This window comes from Rhizobium sp. TRM95796, from assembly GCF_025779995.1.
GTDB lineage: Bacteria > Pseudomonadota > Alphaproteobacteria > Rhizobiales > Rhizobiaceae > Rhizobium_E.
Map to the genome: position 1 here is coordinate 351,017 of NZ_JAOXHE010000001.1, position 15,427 is coordinate 366,443.

Sequence of the window (15,427 nt, forward strand, 5' to 3'; positions counted from 1 at the left end):
AAGCAGGCCCCGGTTGAACAAGTCAAAGCAGGAAATCGCCGCGGCCGAGTTGTGACAGTTTCACGTCGTCGAGCGTCAGTTCGGCCTTGCCGAAGTCGATGACGACATCGTCGCCATGCTGCGCCATCATCGTCTTGAGATCGGCGAAGGTGTAGTCTTTGCCGGCCTCCCTGAGGTCGATGCGATCATGCCCGGAACGGGTGTCGCGCGCCTCGAAGTCGGTAATTTCGTCCTTGCCGTGATACTTGGAAAAGACGAACACGTCTCTGCCCGCGCCGCCGCTCAACACGTCGTCGCCCCCGTGCCCGTCGATCCGGTCATTGCCGCCGAAGGCTTTCAAGACATCGTCGTCTTCCGAGCCGTAGAGCCAGTCCTTGCCCTTGAAGATCGTCGCCATCAGCGCCATGTCGTCCTTCGTGGAGACCGTATCGATGGCGGTTTGGATTTTGGTCGCAGCGACGCTGAACTCCATATAGAAGACCGTGTCGCCAAACCGGGCTTCGTAGGACATCACCGTGCCGCCCGTCAGCCGTCCGTCTGCGTCGTAGGTCAGGTTTTTGCCGACGAAATGCTCCTCATATCCATTGGCGTAGAAGGCGGCGAATTCCTTTTTCTCGGTGGTGAACTGAGAAGCTGTCGTAATGCTGTGATAGTCGATCTTGTTGATGTCGAAACCGACGAAGGCGTAAGCTAAGGTCATGGCGCGTCTCCCTTTTCGTCCGGAGAATACGCGGGCGACTTGCCGGCTTTCAAACGGGCGCGACTATGCAAACGGCCGCATGCGATAAAAAAAGCTCTGCGAAACGCGGCGCCTCACGACAGACGGCGCGCAGCTTCATAGGCGATCCTCACCCAATGCGCGGCTTCGTCGGGATCGTCATAGGCCGCGCCGGGAATCGGCCAGTAGGGCATGGCGACCGGCTTGCCTGACTTATTGTGCGTGTAGGTCCATTGCGCCGAGCCCGCCTCTTCATAAAGACGCCCGGCATCCTTGTCGCCCTTGAGCATGATGCCGTCGAACAGGTCGAGCGCAATGATCATGCCGTCGGCATAAATGCCCTTGCCGCCGAACATGCGGCGGATCGACACCGGGCCGACGGCCCGAAACAGATCCTGGATATCGTCGACGTCCATGCCGTTCCCCCGCGCCAGTCGGGGAGACTATCGACGGGCGACGCGGAGGCGTCAAGCGCGCCTCTCAGAACCGGGTCGTCGCTCCCACCATAATGGTCCTGCCGCGACCATTGGTGATGCCGCTCAGAATGTCGCCGGTGCCGGTATTGGCCGTCCAGTAGGCCTTGTCGAACAGGTTCTCGACAGTGAAGAAGGTCTCGAAGTGCTTGCTAACCTTGTAGGAGCCGTAGAGGTCGAACAGAGTATAGGCGGGCCGCTCCAGGCTCTGCTCCTCGTTGACATAGGCCTGGATACTGTCGCCGACGTAACGAACGCGACCGCCCACAGTGAGCTTTTCCTCGAGGAATCGCGCTCCGACATCCAGCATGCCGAAGTCGTCCGGGAGCGTGCCGACGTCATTGCCGAAGCCGGCGGCCAGGCCCAGGGGCTGGTCTGTATCGGCGATGGTCAGGGAGAAATTGGCGTAGAGGCGGCCCGTGTCGTAACCGCCTTCGATTTCCACGCCCTGCATGATGGTCTCGCCGGCCAGATTGATCCACTTGGCGTCGTTGTTGGCGTCATAGCCATAGGTGATGTAGTTCTCGATGCGGTTGTAGAAATAACCGATCTTGAGATGGCCCTTGTCGGTCGCGCTCAGCAGGCCCTCGCCCATCAGATTGACGCCGATGTCGAGACCCTTCTGTTCTTCGGGAACGAGATTGGGATTGTTGTTGATCGGGTCGCCGACGCCGTTAAAATTATGCCCGCCGGGATAGAACAGTTCTGACGTAGTCGGCGGACGCATCGTATGAGCGTAGGTGGCGTAGAATTGCGCCCAGTCCACCGGCGTGAAGGTTCCGCCGATCTTGGGGTTCCACTTGCCCCCCGACCGATCGATCGCGTCGCCGCCGCAATAGCCGTTGGCGCAGTCGTCCGGCGCGCCCGAGGCGACGCCGCTCAGGCTGTAATGGTCATAGCGCAGCCCGGTGGTCAGTCCGAACATGCCATGCGTCAGCGTCGCGTCGCCGAAAGCGCCGCTCTTGACCAGCTTGCCGTCGGGATTTGCGCCGCTTTGCTCATTGCCCCTGTACTCGTCGGAATTGAGCGCCGCGCCATAGTTGAACTTGACCTCGGTGTCGTCGGTGACATCCCAGAGACTGGTGTTGCTGATGTCGACGCCGAGCCCGGTGTCGCGACCGTCACGACCGTCGAAGACGCCGTCACCGGTCAGCGAGTCCAGTTTCACATCGGTGAAATTGGCGTAAGCATTGACGCGCAAGTCGATCAGGTTATCGCCCGGCGTATAGGCGTATTTGGCCGAATAGGTCTGGTTGTCGATATGCCAGCGATAACCGGCGCTCTCGACGTCGAAGGCGTTCTTGTAATAGACGCCGCCCAGATCCAGCGAATGGGTGTCGTCGGGCGCGATCTTCACCTTCATCAGCGCCGAACGCGGCTGCTGCGAGGCGTCGTAGGGATAATCCTGCCCGTCGCCGTTTTCGTAATTGCCGAAATTGCTGCCCGAGACGGCGCCCATCACCGAGAAATCACCGCTCTCGCCGACGTCGCGACGGATGCCGGCGGCGGTCAGCCGTGAGAAATAGTATCCGTTGGTCCCGGTGCGCAGCGTCGTCATCAGGCCTTCGTTCTTGCCTTCCAGCAGGACGTCGTCGATGCCGACGGTGCGGAGATTGGCGGATCCCGACAAGGTTCCGAGCCCTTCGGCGCCGCTGACTGCGCCGCGGGAAATATCCGCGCCGGCCAGCATGTTGGGATCGACATAAGCCATGTTGTCGAAGCTGCCGCCATGGCCCGAAAGATTGCGGAATGTCTGCGGCACGCCGTCGATCATGGTGTTGACGCGGCCCATGCCCTGCATGCCGCGGATATTGACGGACACGCCCGGCTGCTCGGCGCCTTCGCGGGTGAAGGTGCCCGCCTTGGCGCGCAGCGCGGTGTTGATGTTGCCGTTGTAACGCTGTTGAAAATCCTCGGCGCTGATCTGCGAGACCGGCGCGGCCGAATCCGTGATGTCGCCTTCGCCCGGCGTGGTGGTGATCACCAGTCGTTTGAGCTTGGTTGCGCCGTCGCTGGTGGTTTCCTCGGTGGGCGCGCTTTCGGCGTCCTGCGCCTGCGTCAGTTGAGTCGACACGAACACGACAGCGGTTCCAGCCATGAAAATGGCGGCCAAGCGCTTCAAACCCACGATACACCCCATGCGATCGGAAGTCCTGGCTTGTGCCGTAGGCGGCGACTGGCTGGCGACTGCTTCATCGACCCCCGCGGCCGACCAGAAGCAATTCGCATATCATGAATTAATCTGTCAAGTTTTAAGAGAGTTATGCACCGAGAACGCCGCCGGCCGCGATCACGGCGTCCGGCGTATCGGTGTCGAGATGCGCGGCGAGGCCGATTTCGACGTCGAGCACGGGCAGACCGCTTTTCTCGATGACGGGACGCGCGCCGATATCGCCCTCCAGCCTCATGACAGCCGGGAATACCGATTTCGGCAGGATCACCGGATTGCCGCGCTTGCCGTTGGACACCGCCCGCACGATCGAGTTTCCTCCGGCCGCGACGAAGGCCCGCGTCAGGCAGGCAATATCCTCCGCTGTCACTGCCGGCATGTCCGCGAGAAGCACGAGCAGCCCGTCGGCGTCCGCAGCGGCGGCCAGACCGGCGCGCAACGACGACGCCATGCCGTCTTCATAGGCCGGATTGAACACGGCGCGACATCCCAGACCGTCGACCGCGGCTTCGATCTCGGCGGCGCGATGGCCCGTAACCAGCAGGGGCGTCGCGTAACCGGCCTCCTTTGCGACCCTCGCCGTCCGCCGCACCAGCGGCTCGCCGTCGAACAGGGCCAGAAGCTTATGTCTGCCTTCCGGTCCCATCCGCCGCCCCTGCCCGGCCGCCAGGATCACCGTTTCGATTTGCAGGCCCTCGGGTCTGGCCTCGCCGAGTCGTGGTCTGGGCCGGGTCGGAATTTCCATCAGCAAGCCTCCCACGCCCCAGCCGGTCATCTCTTGGACGCTCGGCCATTCGCCCGCCATGACCCGCGAAAGCACCCAGTCGAAAGCGTTTTCCTTTGGGCTGCGCGCGCAACCCGGCGCGCCGACCACCGGCTTGCCGTCTATCTCGCCGAACACCAGCAGATTGCCGGGATCGACGGGCAGCCCCGCCTGGATCACCGTCCCGCCCGCCATCCGGATCGCAGCCGGGATGACGTCGTCGAAATCCGTCATCGCCGACGCGCCGAACACCACGACGAGATCGTGATCCGGCAGCAGCGAGACGATCGCATCCTCCACCGCCTCTGTGCGATGCGGAACCCGAATTTCGCGATCGAGCCGGCTCCGCGACGCGGACAGCCGCGCTTTGAGAAGTTGCGCTGTTTTATCCATGACAGTCGACTTCAGCGACGGAAGCATGGTCGCCACCAGTCCGACCTTGAGCGCGGCGTATGGCTGCACTTCGAATGGCCGCGCCTGCGCCAAAATCTCGACGGCGGCGGAAACGGCGGCGCCCGGCGCGGCGAGTGGAATGATCTTGATCGTCGCCACCATGTCGCCCGCCTTGACATCGGCGTGATCGCGCAGAGTGGCGAGCGTCACGGCCGGATCGAGACGGTTGAGACGATCCACCACGGCGCGATCGGCGCGAAACAGGCCGTTACAGGCGGCGAAGACATTGACGCGGCCGGTCGTCGCCGGGGAAAATGTGAGGTGATCTTTTGGTATGGCGTCTGCGATCGCTTGCGCGGCCTCGTCTTCCTCGACGTCGCCCGGCTCGAGACGCACGACGATCGCTTCCGCTATGCCCGCCGCGGCGATCGCCGACACATCGCTTGATGTAAGACGCCGGCCCTTGGGAAGGCTGAGGCCTTCCGCCCTCAGAGAATGCGCCAGCAACGCGCCCTCTGCCTCGTCGAGCGGAACAGGTCCGAATTTCATGCCGTCTCTCCAACGCGATCAGGACGCGATGAAACCACGGGCGCTCGCAAGCGTAAAGACCGGTCGGCCGCTTCACCCGACCAAACGGCGCAAGACTGCATCAACCGCGGTCGCGGAACCGATTGGTGATCGGATAGCGGCGATCGCGGCCGAAATTCTTCTTGGTGATCTTCACGCCCGGCGCCGATTGCCGGCGCTTGTATTCGGCGAGATAGAGCAGATGCTCGACGCGGTGCACGGTGGCGGCGTCATGGCCGCGGGCGATGATGTCCTCGGTGCCCATTTCCTGCTCCACCAGGCATTCGAGAATATCGTCCAGCACGGGATAGGGCGGCAGCGAATCCTGGTCGGTCTGGTTGGGGCGCAATTCGGCCGACGGCGCCTTGTCGATGATGTTGTGCGGAATGACCTCGCCAGACGGCCCCAGCGCGCCGGGAGGCACATGCGCATTGCGCCAGCGCGACAGCGCATAGACCTGCATCTTGTAGAGATCCTTGATCGGATTGAAGCCGCCATTCATGTCGCCATACAGCGTGCAGTAGCCGACCGACATTTCCGACTTGTTGCCGGTGGTCACGACCATGGAGCCGAACTTGTTGGAAATCGCCATCAGGATCATGCCGCGCGCGCGGCTCTGCAAGTTCTCCTCGGTGATGCCTTCCTCGGTGCCCTCGAACAGATCCGACAGCGCCGACAGGAAACCCTGCACCGGCTCCTCGATCGGCACCGTGTCGTAGTGGCAGCCCAGAGCCTTGGCGCAGGCCGCGGCGTCAGTGAGCGAATCGGTCGACGTATAGCGATAGGGCAACATCACCGTGCGCACGCGGTCCTCGCCGAGCGCATCGACGGCGATCGCTGCGCATATGGCCGAGTCGATGCCGCCGGAAAGTCCCAGCACGACATTCTTGAAGCCGTTCTTGTTCACATAGTCGCGGAAGCCGATCATGCAGGCGCGGTAATCGGCCTCCTCCTTTTCCGGCAGCGGCGACATCGGCCCTTCCGAACAGGTCCAGCCGCCCTCGCGCCGCTTCCAGGTCGTCGTCACCACCGCGTCCTCGAACTCCGCCATCTGGAACGCGAGGGAGAGATCGGGGTTGACGGCGAAACTGCCGCCGTCGAACACCAGTTCGTCCTGCCCTCCCAACTGGTTGGCGTAGATCAGCGGCAGCTTGGTGCGGGTGACCTGGGCTTTGACGATGTCATGCCGTATCGGCATCTTGCCGCGGTAATAGGGCGAGCCGTTGGGATGCAGCAGGATTTCCGCGCCCTTGGCCGCCAAAGTGTCGGTGACGCCGAGCGAGCCCCAGATATCCTCGCAAATGGGAATGCCGACCGACACGCCTTTGATCGTCACGGGTTCCGGCTCGCCCCCGGCGACGAAGACGCGTTTTTCGTCGAACTCGCCGTAATTCGGCAGATCCACCTTGTCGCGGATCGCCGCGATGCGTCCGGCCTCGAGCACGGCCACCGCATTGTGACGGCCGGTCTCGCCTTGGCGCGGAAAGCCGACGATCACGGCCGGGCCATCCTCGCGGGTCTCCCCGGCCAGCTGTTCGACCGCGCGCAAGCAGGATCTCAGGAACGCCGGCTTCAGGACCAGATCTTCCGGCGGATAGCCCGAAATGAACAGTTCGGTGAGCAACAGGATATCGGCGCCCTGGCGGTCGGCGTCGGCCAGGGCGTCGCGCGCCTTGGCGAGATTGCCGACGATGTCGCCGACGGTGGGATTGAGTTGCGCGATCGCGATCCGAAGCGTGTCCGTCATAATGCCCATTCTCTCTTTCCGTCCTTTGGTCTTAGCATAAACGTCCGCCTTGTCCATGACACCGGGCGCGCGAACCAAGTTCCCGTTGTTTTTACAAACGATTCGTAGAATGTGGGCCGACAACGCGGAGATCGTGACATGTTGACGGACCTCGAAAAAAGTGCGCTGGGCAAAAGCGCGGAGGAACTGAACGCCTCTGAAAAAAAGGTGATCAAACGGGCCCGCGAGCGGCGCGCGGTTTCCAGCAACGCCAATGAGGAGTTTCTCTCAGGCGCAAATTTCGGCGACAGGCTGGCCGACCAGATCGCCCGTATCGGCGGCTCATGGAGTTTTATTCTCTGCTTCTTCGCTTTTCTGATGTTTTGGGCGGTGCTGAACACCGTGCTGCTGACGACCAGGCCGTTCGACCCCTACCCGTTCATCTTTCTGAACCTCATGCTGTCGATGCTCGCCGCCATTCAGGCGCCGATCATCATGATGAGCCAGAATCGTCAGGCCGAGCGCGACCGCTTCATGGCGGCGAAAGATTACGAGATCAATCTGAAGGCCGAGATCGAGGTGTTGGCCCTCCACCAGAAAATCGACCTCGAAGTGCTCAAGGAGTTGCGGGAGCTGCGGGCCGAAGTCGCGAAAATGCGTGGCTGACAGGCACACCAAGAGTTTCCTAAGTGTGCTAATTAAACATCAGTTCCTAAATTTTGGACTATGTGACAGCTTTTGTTATTTGCGTGCAAAACCGCGGACGTAGTGCAGCATCAGAAACCGGGTTTGGAGGGGCTCGGTTTCTGGCAACCAGCCGGCGCAGGGCCGGCTCACTTTATCCGACTGACTGGAGGTCATTTTGACCATGAAGACCCTTCTTCTCGCATCCGCCGCGGCGCTCGCCATCGGCTCCGCAGCCCAGGCCGCCGACGCCGTCGTCGCCGCCGAAGCGGAACCGATGGATTATGTGAAAGTCTGCGACGCCTATGGCACGGGCTATTTCTACATTCCCGGCACCGAGACCTGCCTCAAGGTCGGCGGACGCATCCGCTTCGACCTGAAAGCCGCCGATTCCTACAAGGCCGACAGCGACCATGGCTGGACCTCGCTGACCCGCGCCGAGATCTACATGGATACGGCGTCCGACACCGAATATGGCGCGCTGAAGACCAAGCTCATCGCCCGCCACGAATTCGTCAACACCTACAACGACGGAACCCACACCACCACCAAGCTGATCGCTGCGACAATCTCCCTGGCCGGTTTCCAGGTCGGCCTGACGGACTCGCTCTACACCACCTTCACCAATTACGGCGGCGACGTCGCCAATGACGACGTGATCAAGTTCGGTCTCAAGGAAACCAACCAGATCTCCTACACCTACCAGGCCGGCGATCTGAAGGCGTCTCTGGGCGTCGAAGCGGACGACAACGTCGCTTATGCCGATCCCAACGGCAACGACTATGTCCCGAACTTCGTCGGCGGCGTCAGCTATGCGACCGACATGTTCGGCGTCGCCGTTGTCGGCGGCTATGACGACACTGCCGACGCCGGCGCGATCAAGGGACGACTGGACGGCAAGTTCGGCGCGCTCTCGGTCTTCGTGATGGGCGCCTGGAACACCGACGGCGACACGATCCACGCCTATGCTCCCGGCGACGGTTATGTCGGCTGGGGTGATTGGGCCGCCTGGGGTGGCGTCGGCTACAAGTTCGCCGACGATCTCGCCGCCAATGTCCAGGTCGCCGGCACCGACAAGAAGACCTTCGCCGCCGCCGCCAATCTCAAGTGGAACCCGGTCTCCGGCCTGCTGATCCAGCCGGAAGTGACCTACACCAAGTGGGACAACAAGGTCGTCGACGCCGACCATTGGAACGGCATGGTCCGCTTCCAGCGCACCTTCTGACACGATCCGACTTCGAAGAGCCCCAAACGGGGCTCTTCTCCTTGCCGGATCAATCGTTGTTGGTCAAAAGATCGGCCGAACTCTTGGGGTATTTCGGCAGATCGTCGAGAATCTCGTAAAAATCGCCCTTGTCGGCGCAGAAGATGTGAGAACCGGGCGTCAACCCGCTCGGCATGTCGACGCTGCCCGCCTGGATCGAGGTGTAGTCGGCGCCCTCGTAGCGCCAGAACAGCGCCGACCCGCAATGCTTGCAGAAACCACGCCGGCCTTTTTCGCTCGAAGCAAACCAGGTGATATTGTCCTCACCAGAAATACTGAGATCGTCGTCGTCGGCCGCCGTGGACGCGTAATAAAGCCCCGTCTGGCGGCGGCATTGACCGCAATGGCAAAAAACCACCTGGCGCATCGGCCCGTCGACCACATAGGTGACGGCGCCGCACAGACAGGCTCCGGTGTGACGTTCGTTCATCATCGCTCCTCATCGTCGTTTGCGGACACAGTGACGAACGCCGGGCGGCAATTCAAATGAATTGGGATGATCCGATCCTACAACGGAATTGATCCTCGCTCCGCCGGCGCCGATCCCAGCGCTTTCCCCGGTGAGCCATGTCGTCACAACATGCTGTTTCAATCTGACCCGATCGCATCGTTTCGAAACGAAGGCGGGCGCCCGGCTGCTCCAAAAATTGCGTAAACCTTTCAGCGTTATCCTTAATTTCTCGGAAACCCGGGCCTGACCAAGCGATCTGTTCCGTCCACGCCGACGCTGGCCTACAAAGTCTCCAGCACAACTCATTGGACTGTGGAGGACCAGATGGCGCGGATCAAGGGTACGAATTTCGCTGACGACATCCATGGCACGGATGGCGACGACGTCATCTTCGGGCTGGCGGGCAACGACATCATCCGGGCGAGCGACGGCGACGACGTCATCAATGGCGGCAAGGGCTGGGACCTGATGGACTACACAACCTATCACGGCCGCCTCTCCATCAAGCTCCAGGATAAAGGTGAGACCCAGGTCTATGGCGACGGCGTGCATCGCGACACGCTCGTGAGCATCGAGCAGATCATCGGCGGATCCGGCGACGACTACTTCGTCGGCAACAAGTCGAACAATGTGTTCGGCGGCGGGGCCGGCCACGATTATTTCGTCGCCAGCAATGGTTACGATACGTATCGTGGCGATGCGGGCTACGATCTCGTCGACTTCTCCCACATCGGCGGGGGCGTGACCTTCAAGATCGACGGCAAGTCCGGCGCGACCTATGTCTATGGCCGCGACGGCTCCTATGACGTGTTGGTCAGCATCGAGAACGTGATCGGCACGAAATACGACGACGTCATCCGCGGCGGCGCGGAGGACAATTACTTCCGCGGCCTCGGCGGCAACGATATCCTCATCGGCGGCGGAAGCGGCGATGTGCTGGACGGCGGCGCCGGAAACGACCGCCTGACCGGCGGCAAGGACGCCGACGTCTTCGACTTCAACGGCAAGTTCGGCCATGACGTCATCACCGACTTCAACGCCGCCGGCGATCATCACGACGTGATCGATCTCCAGGATGTCGGCTACTTCCCATGCTTCGACGATCTCATCACCTATTCGGCGGAACAGGTCGGCAAGGACGTGGTGATCGACGGCGGCAAATACGGCGAGATCACGCTCAAGAACGTCGACATCCACGATCTCTCGTCCGACGACTTCCTGTTCTGATCCCACCCGCCTGGGATTGGATCTGACGCCCGCGCGCCAGCCTCGGCGCGCGGGCGTCGTCCTTTGTTGGTCAGGGCCAGATCTGCGGATTGCCCGACAGCGCTCTGCCGACATAAGCGGCCGTGTTCCTCCAAGTCGGGGCGGGGTCGGCGCCGGGAAAGGCTTCAGCTTTGTTCCCCGACGGCAGATAGTCGCCGTGGTCGTAATCTTCCTTGTCGTCGATGATCCAGGGCGGGCGCGTCTTGCCGATCTGTTTCGGCGGTCCCGAATAGCCCAGGGCCGACGACAGCGGCCATGCCGTTCGGTCGAGCAACTGGCCGAAGAAATTGCCTGCCGGGAACGCCCAACGCAACACATTGTCCTTGCGCGACGCGAGCACATGCACGGCCTCCGCCTTTGCGAATGCGTCGGAATACTCCTTTTCCAGACAGTTCCTTTCGATGGCGCCCGCCATGAGGACGACAGCCCGGACGTCGGCGCGAAGGCCGCGCACGGTTTCCAAGGCGACCCGCGCCCCGAGGCTGTGGCTGAGGATCGACACTTCCACGGTCGCAGGCAGACGATTGTTGCAAAACTTCGCCAAACGCTGACCGGAGGCTGAAGCAGTCGGTTTCTCGACTGGATAACTGATGAAGCCGGCCGCCGAATCCCCGGGCCACAGCACCCCGATGAAGGCGACGGATGGCGGCAGCGCCAACGCTTCCTCCAAACGCGTCAGCTTGCACAAAGCTTCGGACTGACCGTTGTTGAAGCCGTGTACTGACAAGAGCACACTTCGCCCGGAGACAAGTCTCTGCAAGGTCGAAAGTTCGAGGACCGAGGCGCGAATGTCGGCGTCGGTCCTCAGGATCATCGGCTCCGTGCGCAGTCCGCCACCAACGGGCTGCATCCTGAAATTAAGAAACAGCGACATGGCTTCACCGCACGATCGCTTTGAACGAGGTCGACGCGGCGGTGATGGCGCTGGTCAGGTCCTTCGCGATCGGAGCAAGCGGGGCAGCGACGATGCCGATCCCGAACGCCTGCAAAAACAGGAGAAAACCGCCTTGATCGCCGTCCATCACCATGGTGAATGCGCCGATTTCCGATATGACGACCGCAATGGCGGCCGCGATCACGCGCGCCGTGTTGCGATATCTCTGGTCCGCCCGTTCGAACGCCGCATCGAGACGCGCGTCGATCACCCCCTCGAAGCGGGCGAGAAGCGCCAGTTCCATTTCCTCGAGCGGCGCTCCTGTTTCGAGTTTTCTCGAGATGTCCAACAGTGAATTTGCATTGACCCCGGGCGTCGCCTCCGCGAGCTCGCGCGCCGTGCTGGGGGCGATGCCGAGCTTGATCAAGCCCTTGATCGCGATCTTCTGATCCGCGACGTCCATCCCGTTGATCCAGTTGGCTTTGGCCAATTCGAAGGGAGCATCCTCGTTCACCAGCGCCAGCGCCGATCGGAATGGCGTCAGCGCCTCCTCCACGAATCCGTAGCCGATATTCGAGACGCCCCCTTTGAATGCTTTGCTGGAATCGACCAATCCGTAGGCGGCGGTGCCGATGGCGGTCGTGGCCGCCAGGATAGTGGGTAGGTCCATATCGGTCCCCTGAATGAAATATGCCATGGCCGGCAATCGTCGGGACGGCGCGCGCACTGACGCCGCCTCGCGGCGACGCGAAGCGCATAGGTGAAGTTGAAAGACTGGAATGAAACGCCATCAGCATCGACGCAAACGGGTCGATGGCGAATTGAAACACAGCCGATGATATTTAGCAAACAAAATATACAACCCAGCCACCATCGTGGCCGCTCAGGCGCAAACCCAACAATGAACGCCGACTTGCCGCGCCTCGGTTTCCCCTCTATCGAATGCTCAATCGAGATGCTCCTTCCTATCGAAAGCAGCCCACCGCATGCAATTCCTTGTCCAGATCCTCTTTCTCCTCCTGATGTTGGCGATCTACCGGCTCCTCGCGGAGACCGGTCGAGGCATGAGGTTGATCCGATTCTCGCGGCTTTCCACCGAGCCGGCGAACCAGGCGCTGGCGCGGCTGCAAATGGCGATGGACAACACCGGCGGCACATTCGCCGCCGTCGAGGCGATCGTGGAAACGCCCGACGGGGCGCGCACGGTCCATATCGGCCGCGCCGGAGGCCTCCGTCAATTACGGGTGCGACGGATCGAAGGCCTGCCGCATGGCAGCCTGGGCGTCGCGGTGATCTCGGTCGACGGCGTCGACGCGGCGCCCGGGCGTGAATCCGTCGAGATCTGGACCGTCGAGCCGGCCGGCGCCGGCAGCCGCATCACCGTCGAGCAACGGCTGTTCTCCCGCATCGGCGGCGTGATCGCGGCGATTTTCGGGGCATGGAGACAGTTGAGAAGCTTCGTGCGCGGAGAACGGGATTACTCGACCGCGCCGTCCGCCGTCGCACCGCCCACTGGCCGCGCAGGCCAACAGACGCGCGCAGCCCGCAAACCGCTGTTCGGCTCCTTCGATCCGCGCGATTACGCCATGGAGATCGGCTTGTCGCTGGTCGCCTTCGCGCTCCTTCTCACCCAGTTCTCGGTGACGGCGGCGATCCAGCTCACGCTGGTCATCCTTCTGCACGAATACGGCCACTACCTGTCGTTCAAACTGATGGGCAAGCAGGGCAATCGCCTGATGCTGCTGCCCTTCGTCGGCGGCATCGCCGTCTCGTCCTCGCCGCATCGCTCGGAATTCGAGCGGGCGGTCTGCGCGCTCGCAGGTCCCGCGATCTGCGTACCCCTCACCGCAGCGGCGTTCTGCTACGCCTATTTCGCCACCGAGTTTTCCGTCGCCTATGCGTGGGCCGTCAATCTGGCCTATTTCAGCTGCCTGCTCAACGCGCTCAATCTTCTGCCGATCTATCCGCTCGACGGCGGACAGGTCGCAGAAGGCTTCCTTCGCTCCTTCGGTCGCGATATCTTCACCCAGGCGATGATGGCGCTCGCGCTCGCCGGCTTGCTGCTGCTGCTCTGGCTCGGCTATACGCAGATGGCGGTGCTGCTGGCGATCTTCGGCCTGCCCGGCCTATTGCGGCGCGGCTATGCGCCTTCCGCACGCGCGATGACGTCGAAGGAAGCCGCGATCTTGGCGGTGGCCTTTGCCGTCACGCTGGCGACGCATGGCGGCGTCTACGTGTTCGGCTTTGGCGTCTGACATCAAGACCAGCCTATGAAAAAGGCGGCCCGCGAGCCGCCTTTTTCATATCTTGTCAGTCTCGCCTCAGGCGTTGACGGCCAGCTTCTGCTCGTCGCGGCCGGACTTGAGGTTCTCGGCCAGCAGGAAGGCCAGTTCGAGAGCCTGGTCGGCGTTGAGGCGCGGATCGCAATGGGTGTGGTAGCGATCCTGCAGGTCTTCGCCCGTCAGCGCGCGGGCGCCGCCGGTGCATTCGGTCACGTCGTTGCCGGTCATCTCGATATGGATGCCGCCGGGATGCGTGCCTTCGGCATAGTGGATCTGGAAGAAGTTTTCGACTTCCGTCAGGATCCGGTCGAAGGGTCGGGTCTTGTAGTTGTTGAGCGTGATCGTGTTGCCATGCATCGGATCACAGGACCAGACCACCTTGCGGCCTTCGCGCTCGACGGCGCGGATGAGGCGCGGCAGATGCTCGGCGACCTTGTCGTGACCGAAACGGCAGATCAGCGTCAGGCGACCCGCTTCATTGGCCGGGTTCAGAATGTCGATCAGCTCGAGCAGGCCGTCGGCAGTCAGCGACGGGCCGCATTTCAGACCGATCGGGTTCTTGATGCCGCGGCAGTATTCGACATGGGCGTGATCGGGCTGGCGCGTGCGGTCGCCGATCCAGATCATGTGGCCCGAGGTCGCGTACCAGTCGCCGGAAGTCGAGTCGACGCGGGTCAGCGCTTCTTCATAGCCGAGAAGCAGCGCTTCATGGCTGGTGAAGAAATCGGTTTCGCGCAGGCTCGGATTGTTTTCCGGCGTGATGCCGATCGCCGCCATGAAATCCATGGTCTCGGAAATGCGGTCGGCGAGCGCGCGGTAGCGTTCGGCCTGCGGGCTATCCTTGACGAAGCCGAGCATCCACTTGTGCACATTGTCGAGATTGGCGTAGCCGCCCATCGCGAAAGCGCGCAAGAGGTTCAGCGTCGCAGCCGACTGGCGGTAGGCCATGATCTGGCGTTCCGGGTTCGGAATGCGGGCTTCCTCGGTGAATTCGATGCCGTTGATGATGTCGCCGCGGTAGCTCGGCAGCTCCACGTCGCCCTTCTTCTCGATGCCCGAGGAGCGCGGCTTGGCGAACTGGCCGGCGATGCGGCCGACCTTGACGACGGGCTTCTGCGCGCCGAATGTCAGGACCACGGCCATCTGCAGGAAGGCGCGGAAGAAGTCGCGGATCGTGTCCGCGCCATGTTCCGCGAAGCTTTCAGCGCAGTCGCCGCCCTGGAGCAGGAAGCTCTCCCCATTGGCGACCTTGGCGAGCGAGGCCTTCAAACGCCGCGCCTCGCCTGCAAAAACAAGCGGCGGAAACTTGGACAGACGTGCTTCCGTGGCGTCGAGTTGAGCCAAGTCCGGATAAGCCGGAACCTGCTGAATGGGCTTAGACCTCCAGCTAGACGGGTTCCAATTCTGTGCCATAATACTCACCTGTTCGATGTGGATACACTGCGGGCGTGAAACGCTAGCCCGCTGATCGGCGGGCTTATACATATTAAGGAAGAGTTTGCAAAGCCTTCAATGGCTGCAAAACACCGGTTTCGCCGCCGTTCGATGAACAATGAGTTCAGCGTCGCGTCCCTTTACGGCGCGGACTGATACAGCGCCGCGGCGAAGGCGACGACCGCGATCAAGGGAAACAAAAGATAGCTGATGAAGCCGAAGCCGCTACGCTGGGCGTCCAGCATGCGGTCTTCGCCCATGCCGGTGGTGTCGGGGTGAACCGGGCCGGGCCGGATCTTGCTTACGCTTGCCATGATCAATCCTCCGCTGTCTTCATGCCAGGGTTTCGCGCCCGCCGTCTC

14 protein-coding genes are annotated in these 15,427 nt (G+C 62.1%); 4 read left to right on the forward strand and 10 right to left on the reverse strand.

Translation table 11 applies throughout. The features are described 5' to 3' along the window. Window positions 1–22 precede the first annotated feature (22 nt). The 5 genes from OCK01_RS01745 to OCK01_RS01765 all read right to left on the reverse strand — a co-directional run bounded on the left by OCK01_RS01745 (window position 23) and on the right by OCK01_RS01765 (window position 6,840). Entirely contained in the window at window positions 23–700 is a 678-nt protein-coding gene (locus tag OCK01_RS01745; protein WP_263822425.1) for a M10 family metallopeptidase C-terminal domain-containing protein, read from the reverse strand. A gap of 113 nt (window positions 701–813) precedes the next feature. Continuing rightward, window positions 814–1,134: a TfoX/Sxy family protein gene (locus OCK01_RS01750; protein ID WP_263822426.1), complete on the reverse strand. Its 321-nt coding sequence runs from the start codon at window positions 1,132–1,134 to the stop codon at window positions 814–816. 64 nt (window positions 1,135–1,198) lie between these two features. Beyond that, entirely contained in the window at window positions 1,199–3,289 is a 2,091-nt protein-coding gene (locus tag OCK01_RS01755) for a TonB-dependent receptor domain-containing protein (protein ID WP_263822427.1), read from the reverse strand. A gap of 163 nt (window positions 3,290–3,452) precedes the next feature. Next, on the reverse strand, window positions 3,453–5,066 hold the full coding sequence (locus OCK01_RS01760) for a molybdopterin-binding/glycosyltransferase family 2 protein (RefSeq protein ID WP_263822428.1): 1,614 nt from the start codon (window positions 5,064–5,066) through the stop codon (window positions 3,453–3,455). A 100-nt stretch (window positions 5,067–5,166) separates the two neighbouring features. After that, window positions 5,167–6,840 carry an NAD+ synthase gene (locus OCK01_RS01765; protein WP_182825994.1) on the reverse strand — a complete coding sequence of 558 codons (1,674 nt, stop codon included), beginning with the start codon at window positions 6,838–6,840 and terminating at the stop codon, window positions 5,167–5,169. A 129-nt stretch (window positions 6,841–6,969) separates the two neighbouring features. On the opposite strand from OCK01_RS01765, the gene OCK01_RS01770 reads away from it, so the two are divergent. Both OCK01_RS01770 and OCK01_RS01775 read left to right on the forward strand, forming a co-directional pair. Continuing rightward, window positions 6,970–7,476 carry a DUF1003 domain-containing protein gene (locus tag OCK01_RS01770; RefSeq protein WP_263822429.1) on the forward strand — a complete coding sequence of 169 codons (507 nt, stop codon included), beginning with the start codon at window positions 6,970–6,972 and terminating at the stop codon, window positions 7,474–7,476. A 202-nt stretch (window positions 7,477–7,678) separates the two neighbouring features. Then, window positions 7,679–8,719, forward strand: a complete 1,041-nt coding sequence (locus OCK01_RS01775) for a porin (RefSeq protein WP_318530229.1) — start codon at window positions 7,679–7,681, stop codon at window positions 8,717–8,719. Between the two features lie 49 nt (window positions 8,720–8,768). Here OCK01_RS01775 and OCK01_RS01780 read toward each other — a convergent pair whose 3' ends face one another. After that, the gene (locus OCK01_RS01780; RefSeq protein ID WP_263822431.1) at window positions 8,769–9,188 is read right to left on the reverse strand and encodes a GFA family protein; all 420 of its coding nucleotides are present in this window, start codon (window positions 9,186–9,188) and stop codon (window positions 8,769–8,771) included. A 345-nt stretch (window positions 9,189–9,533) separates the two neighbouring features. Here OCK01_RS01780 and OCK01_RS01785 point away from each other — a divergent pair, with 345 nt between their 5' ends. After that, the gene (locus OCK01_RS01785) at window positions 9,534–10,436 is read left to right on the forward strand and encodes a calcium-binding protein (RefSeq protein ID WP_263822432.1); all 903 of its coding nucleotides are present in this window, start codon (window positions 9,534–9,536) and stop codon (window positions 10,434–10,436) included. A 70-nt stretch (window positions 10,437–10,506) separates the two neighbouring features. Here OCK01_RS01785 and OCK01_RS01790 read toward each other — a convergent pair whose 3' ends face one another. Both OCK01_RS01790 and OCK01_RS01795 read right to left on the reverse strand, forming a co-directional pair. Then, complete coding sequence (locus OCK01_RS01790; RefSeq protein WP_263822433.1) at window positions 10,507–11,349, reverse strand: alpha/beta hydrolase; 843 nt, start codon at window positions 11,347–11,349, stop codon at window positions 10,507–10,509. A 4-nt stretch (window positions 11,350–11,353) separates the two neighbouring features. Then, window positions 11,354–12,019, reverse strand: a complete 666-nt coding sequence (locus OCK01_RS01795) for a hypothetical protein (RefSeq protein WP_263822434.1) — start codon at window positions 12,017–12,019, stop codon at window positions 11,354–11,356. Between the two features lie 316 nt (window positions 12,020–12,335). Between OCK01_RS01795 and OCK01_RS01800 the strand changes: the two genes are divergently transcribed. Further along, entirely contained in the window at window positions 12,336–13,604 is a 1,269-nt protein-coding gene (locus OCK01_RS01800; protein ID WP_263822435.1) for a metalloprotease, read from the forward strand. Window positions 13,605–13,670: 66 nt separating this feature from the next. Here OCK01_RS01800 and OCK01_RS01805 read toward each other — a convergent pair whose 3' ends face one another. Beyond that, window positions 13,671–15,044, reverse strand: coding sequence for a class II 3-deoxy-7-phosphoheptulonate synthase (locus OCK01_RS01805; RefSeq protein WP_263822436.1), 1,374 nt, complete (start codon window positions 15,042–15,044; stop codon window positions 13,671–13,673). A gap of 161 nt (window positions 15,045–15,205) precedes the next feature. Further along, a complete protein-coding gene (locus OCK01_RS01810) occupies window positions 15,206–15,379 on the reverse strand; it encodes a hypothetical protein (protein ID WP_182825981.1) in 174 nt (57 codons plus the stop codon). Window positions 15,380–15,427 lie beyond the last annotated feature (48 nt).

What these genes read in the sequence shown, in the direction of transcription:
- OCK01_RS01790 (WP_263822433.1), bottom strand. Translation starts at nt 11,349, where the DNA reads ATGTCGCTGTTTCTTAATTTCAGGATGCAGCCCGTTGGTGGCGGACTG.
- OCK01_RS01750 (WP_263822426.1), bottom strand. Translation starts at nt 1,134, where the DNA reads ATGGACGTCGACGATATCCAGGATCTGTTTCGGGCCGTCGGCCCGGTG.
- OCK01_RS01770 (WP_263822429.1), top strand. Translation starts at nt 6,970, where the DNA reads ATGTTGACGGACCTCGAAAAAAGTGCGCTGGGCAAAAGCGCGGAGGAA.
- OCK01_RS01780 (WP_263822431.1), bottom strand. Translation starts at nt 9,188, where the DNA reads ATGAACGAACGTCACACCGGAGCCTGTCTGTGCGGCGCCGTCACCTAT.
- OCK01_RS01755 (WP_263822427.1), bottom strand. Translation starts at nt 3,289, where the DNA reads ATGGCTGGAACCGCTGTCGTGTTCGTGTCGACTCAACTGACGCAGGCG.
- OCK01_RS01785 (WP_263822432.1), top strand. Translation starts at nt 9,534, where the DNA reads ATGGCGCGGATCAAGGGTACGAATTTCGCTGACGACATCCATGGCACG.
- OCK01_RS01795 (WP_263822434.1), bottom strand. Translation starts at nt 12,019, where the DNA reads ATGGACCTACCCACTATCCTGGCGGCCACGACCGCCATCGGCACCGCC.
- OCK01_RS01775 (WP_318530229.1), top strand. Translation starts at nt 7,679, where the DNA reads ATGAAGACCCTTCTTCTCGCATCCGCCGCGGCGCTCGCCATCGGCTCC.
- OCK01_RS01800 (WP_263822435.1), top strand. Translation starts at nt 12,336, where the DNA reads ATGCAATTCCTTGTCCAGATCCTCTTTCTCCTCCTGATGTTGGCGATC.
- OCK01_RS01745 (WP_263822425.1), bottom strand. Translation starts at nt 700, where the DNA reads ATGACCTTAGCTTACGCCTTCGTCGGTTTCGACATCAACAAGATCGAC.
- OCK01_RS01765 (WP_182825994.1), bottom strand. Translation starts at nt 6,840, where the DNA reads ATGGGCATTATGACGGACACGCTTCGGATCGCGATCGCGCAACTCAAT.
- OCK01_RS01760 (WP_263822428.1), bottom strand. Translation starts at nt 5,066, where the DNA reads ATGAAATTCGGACCTGTTCCGCTCGACGAGGCAGAGGGCGCGTTGCTG.
- OCK01_RS01805 (WP_263822436.1), bottom strand. Translation starts at nt 15,044, where the DNA reads ATGGCACAGAATTGGAACCCGTCTAGCTGGAGGTCTAAGCCCATTCAG.
- OCK01_RS01810 (WP_182825981.1), bottom strand. Translation starts at nt 15,379, where the DNA reads ATGGCAAGCGTAAGCAAGATCCGGCCCGGCCCGGTTCACCCCGACACC.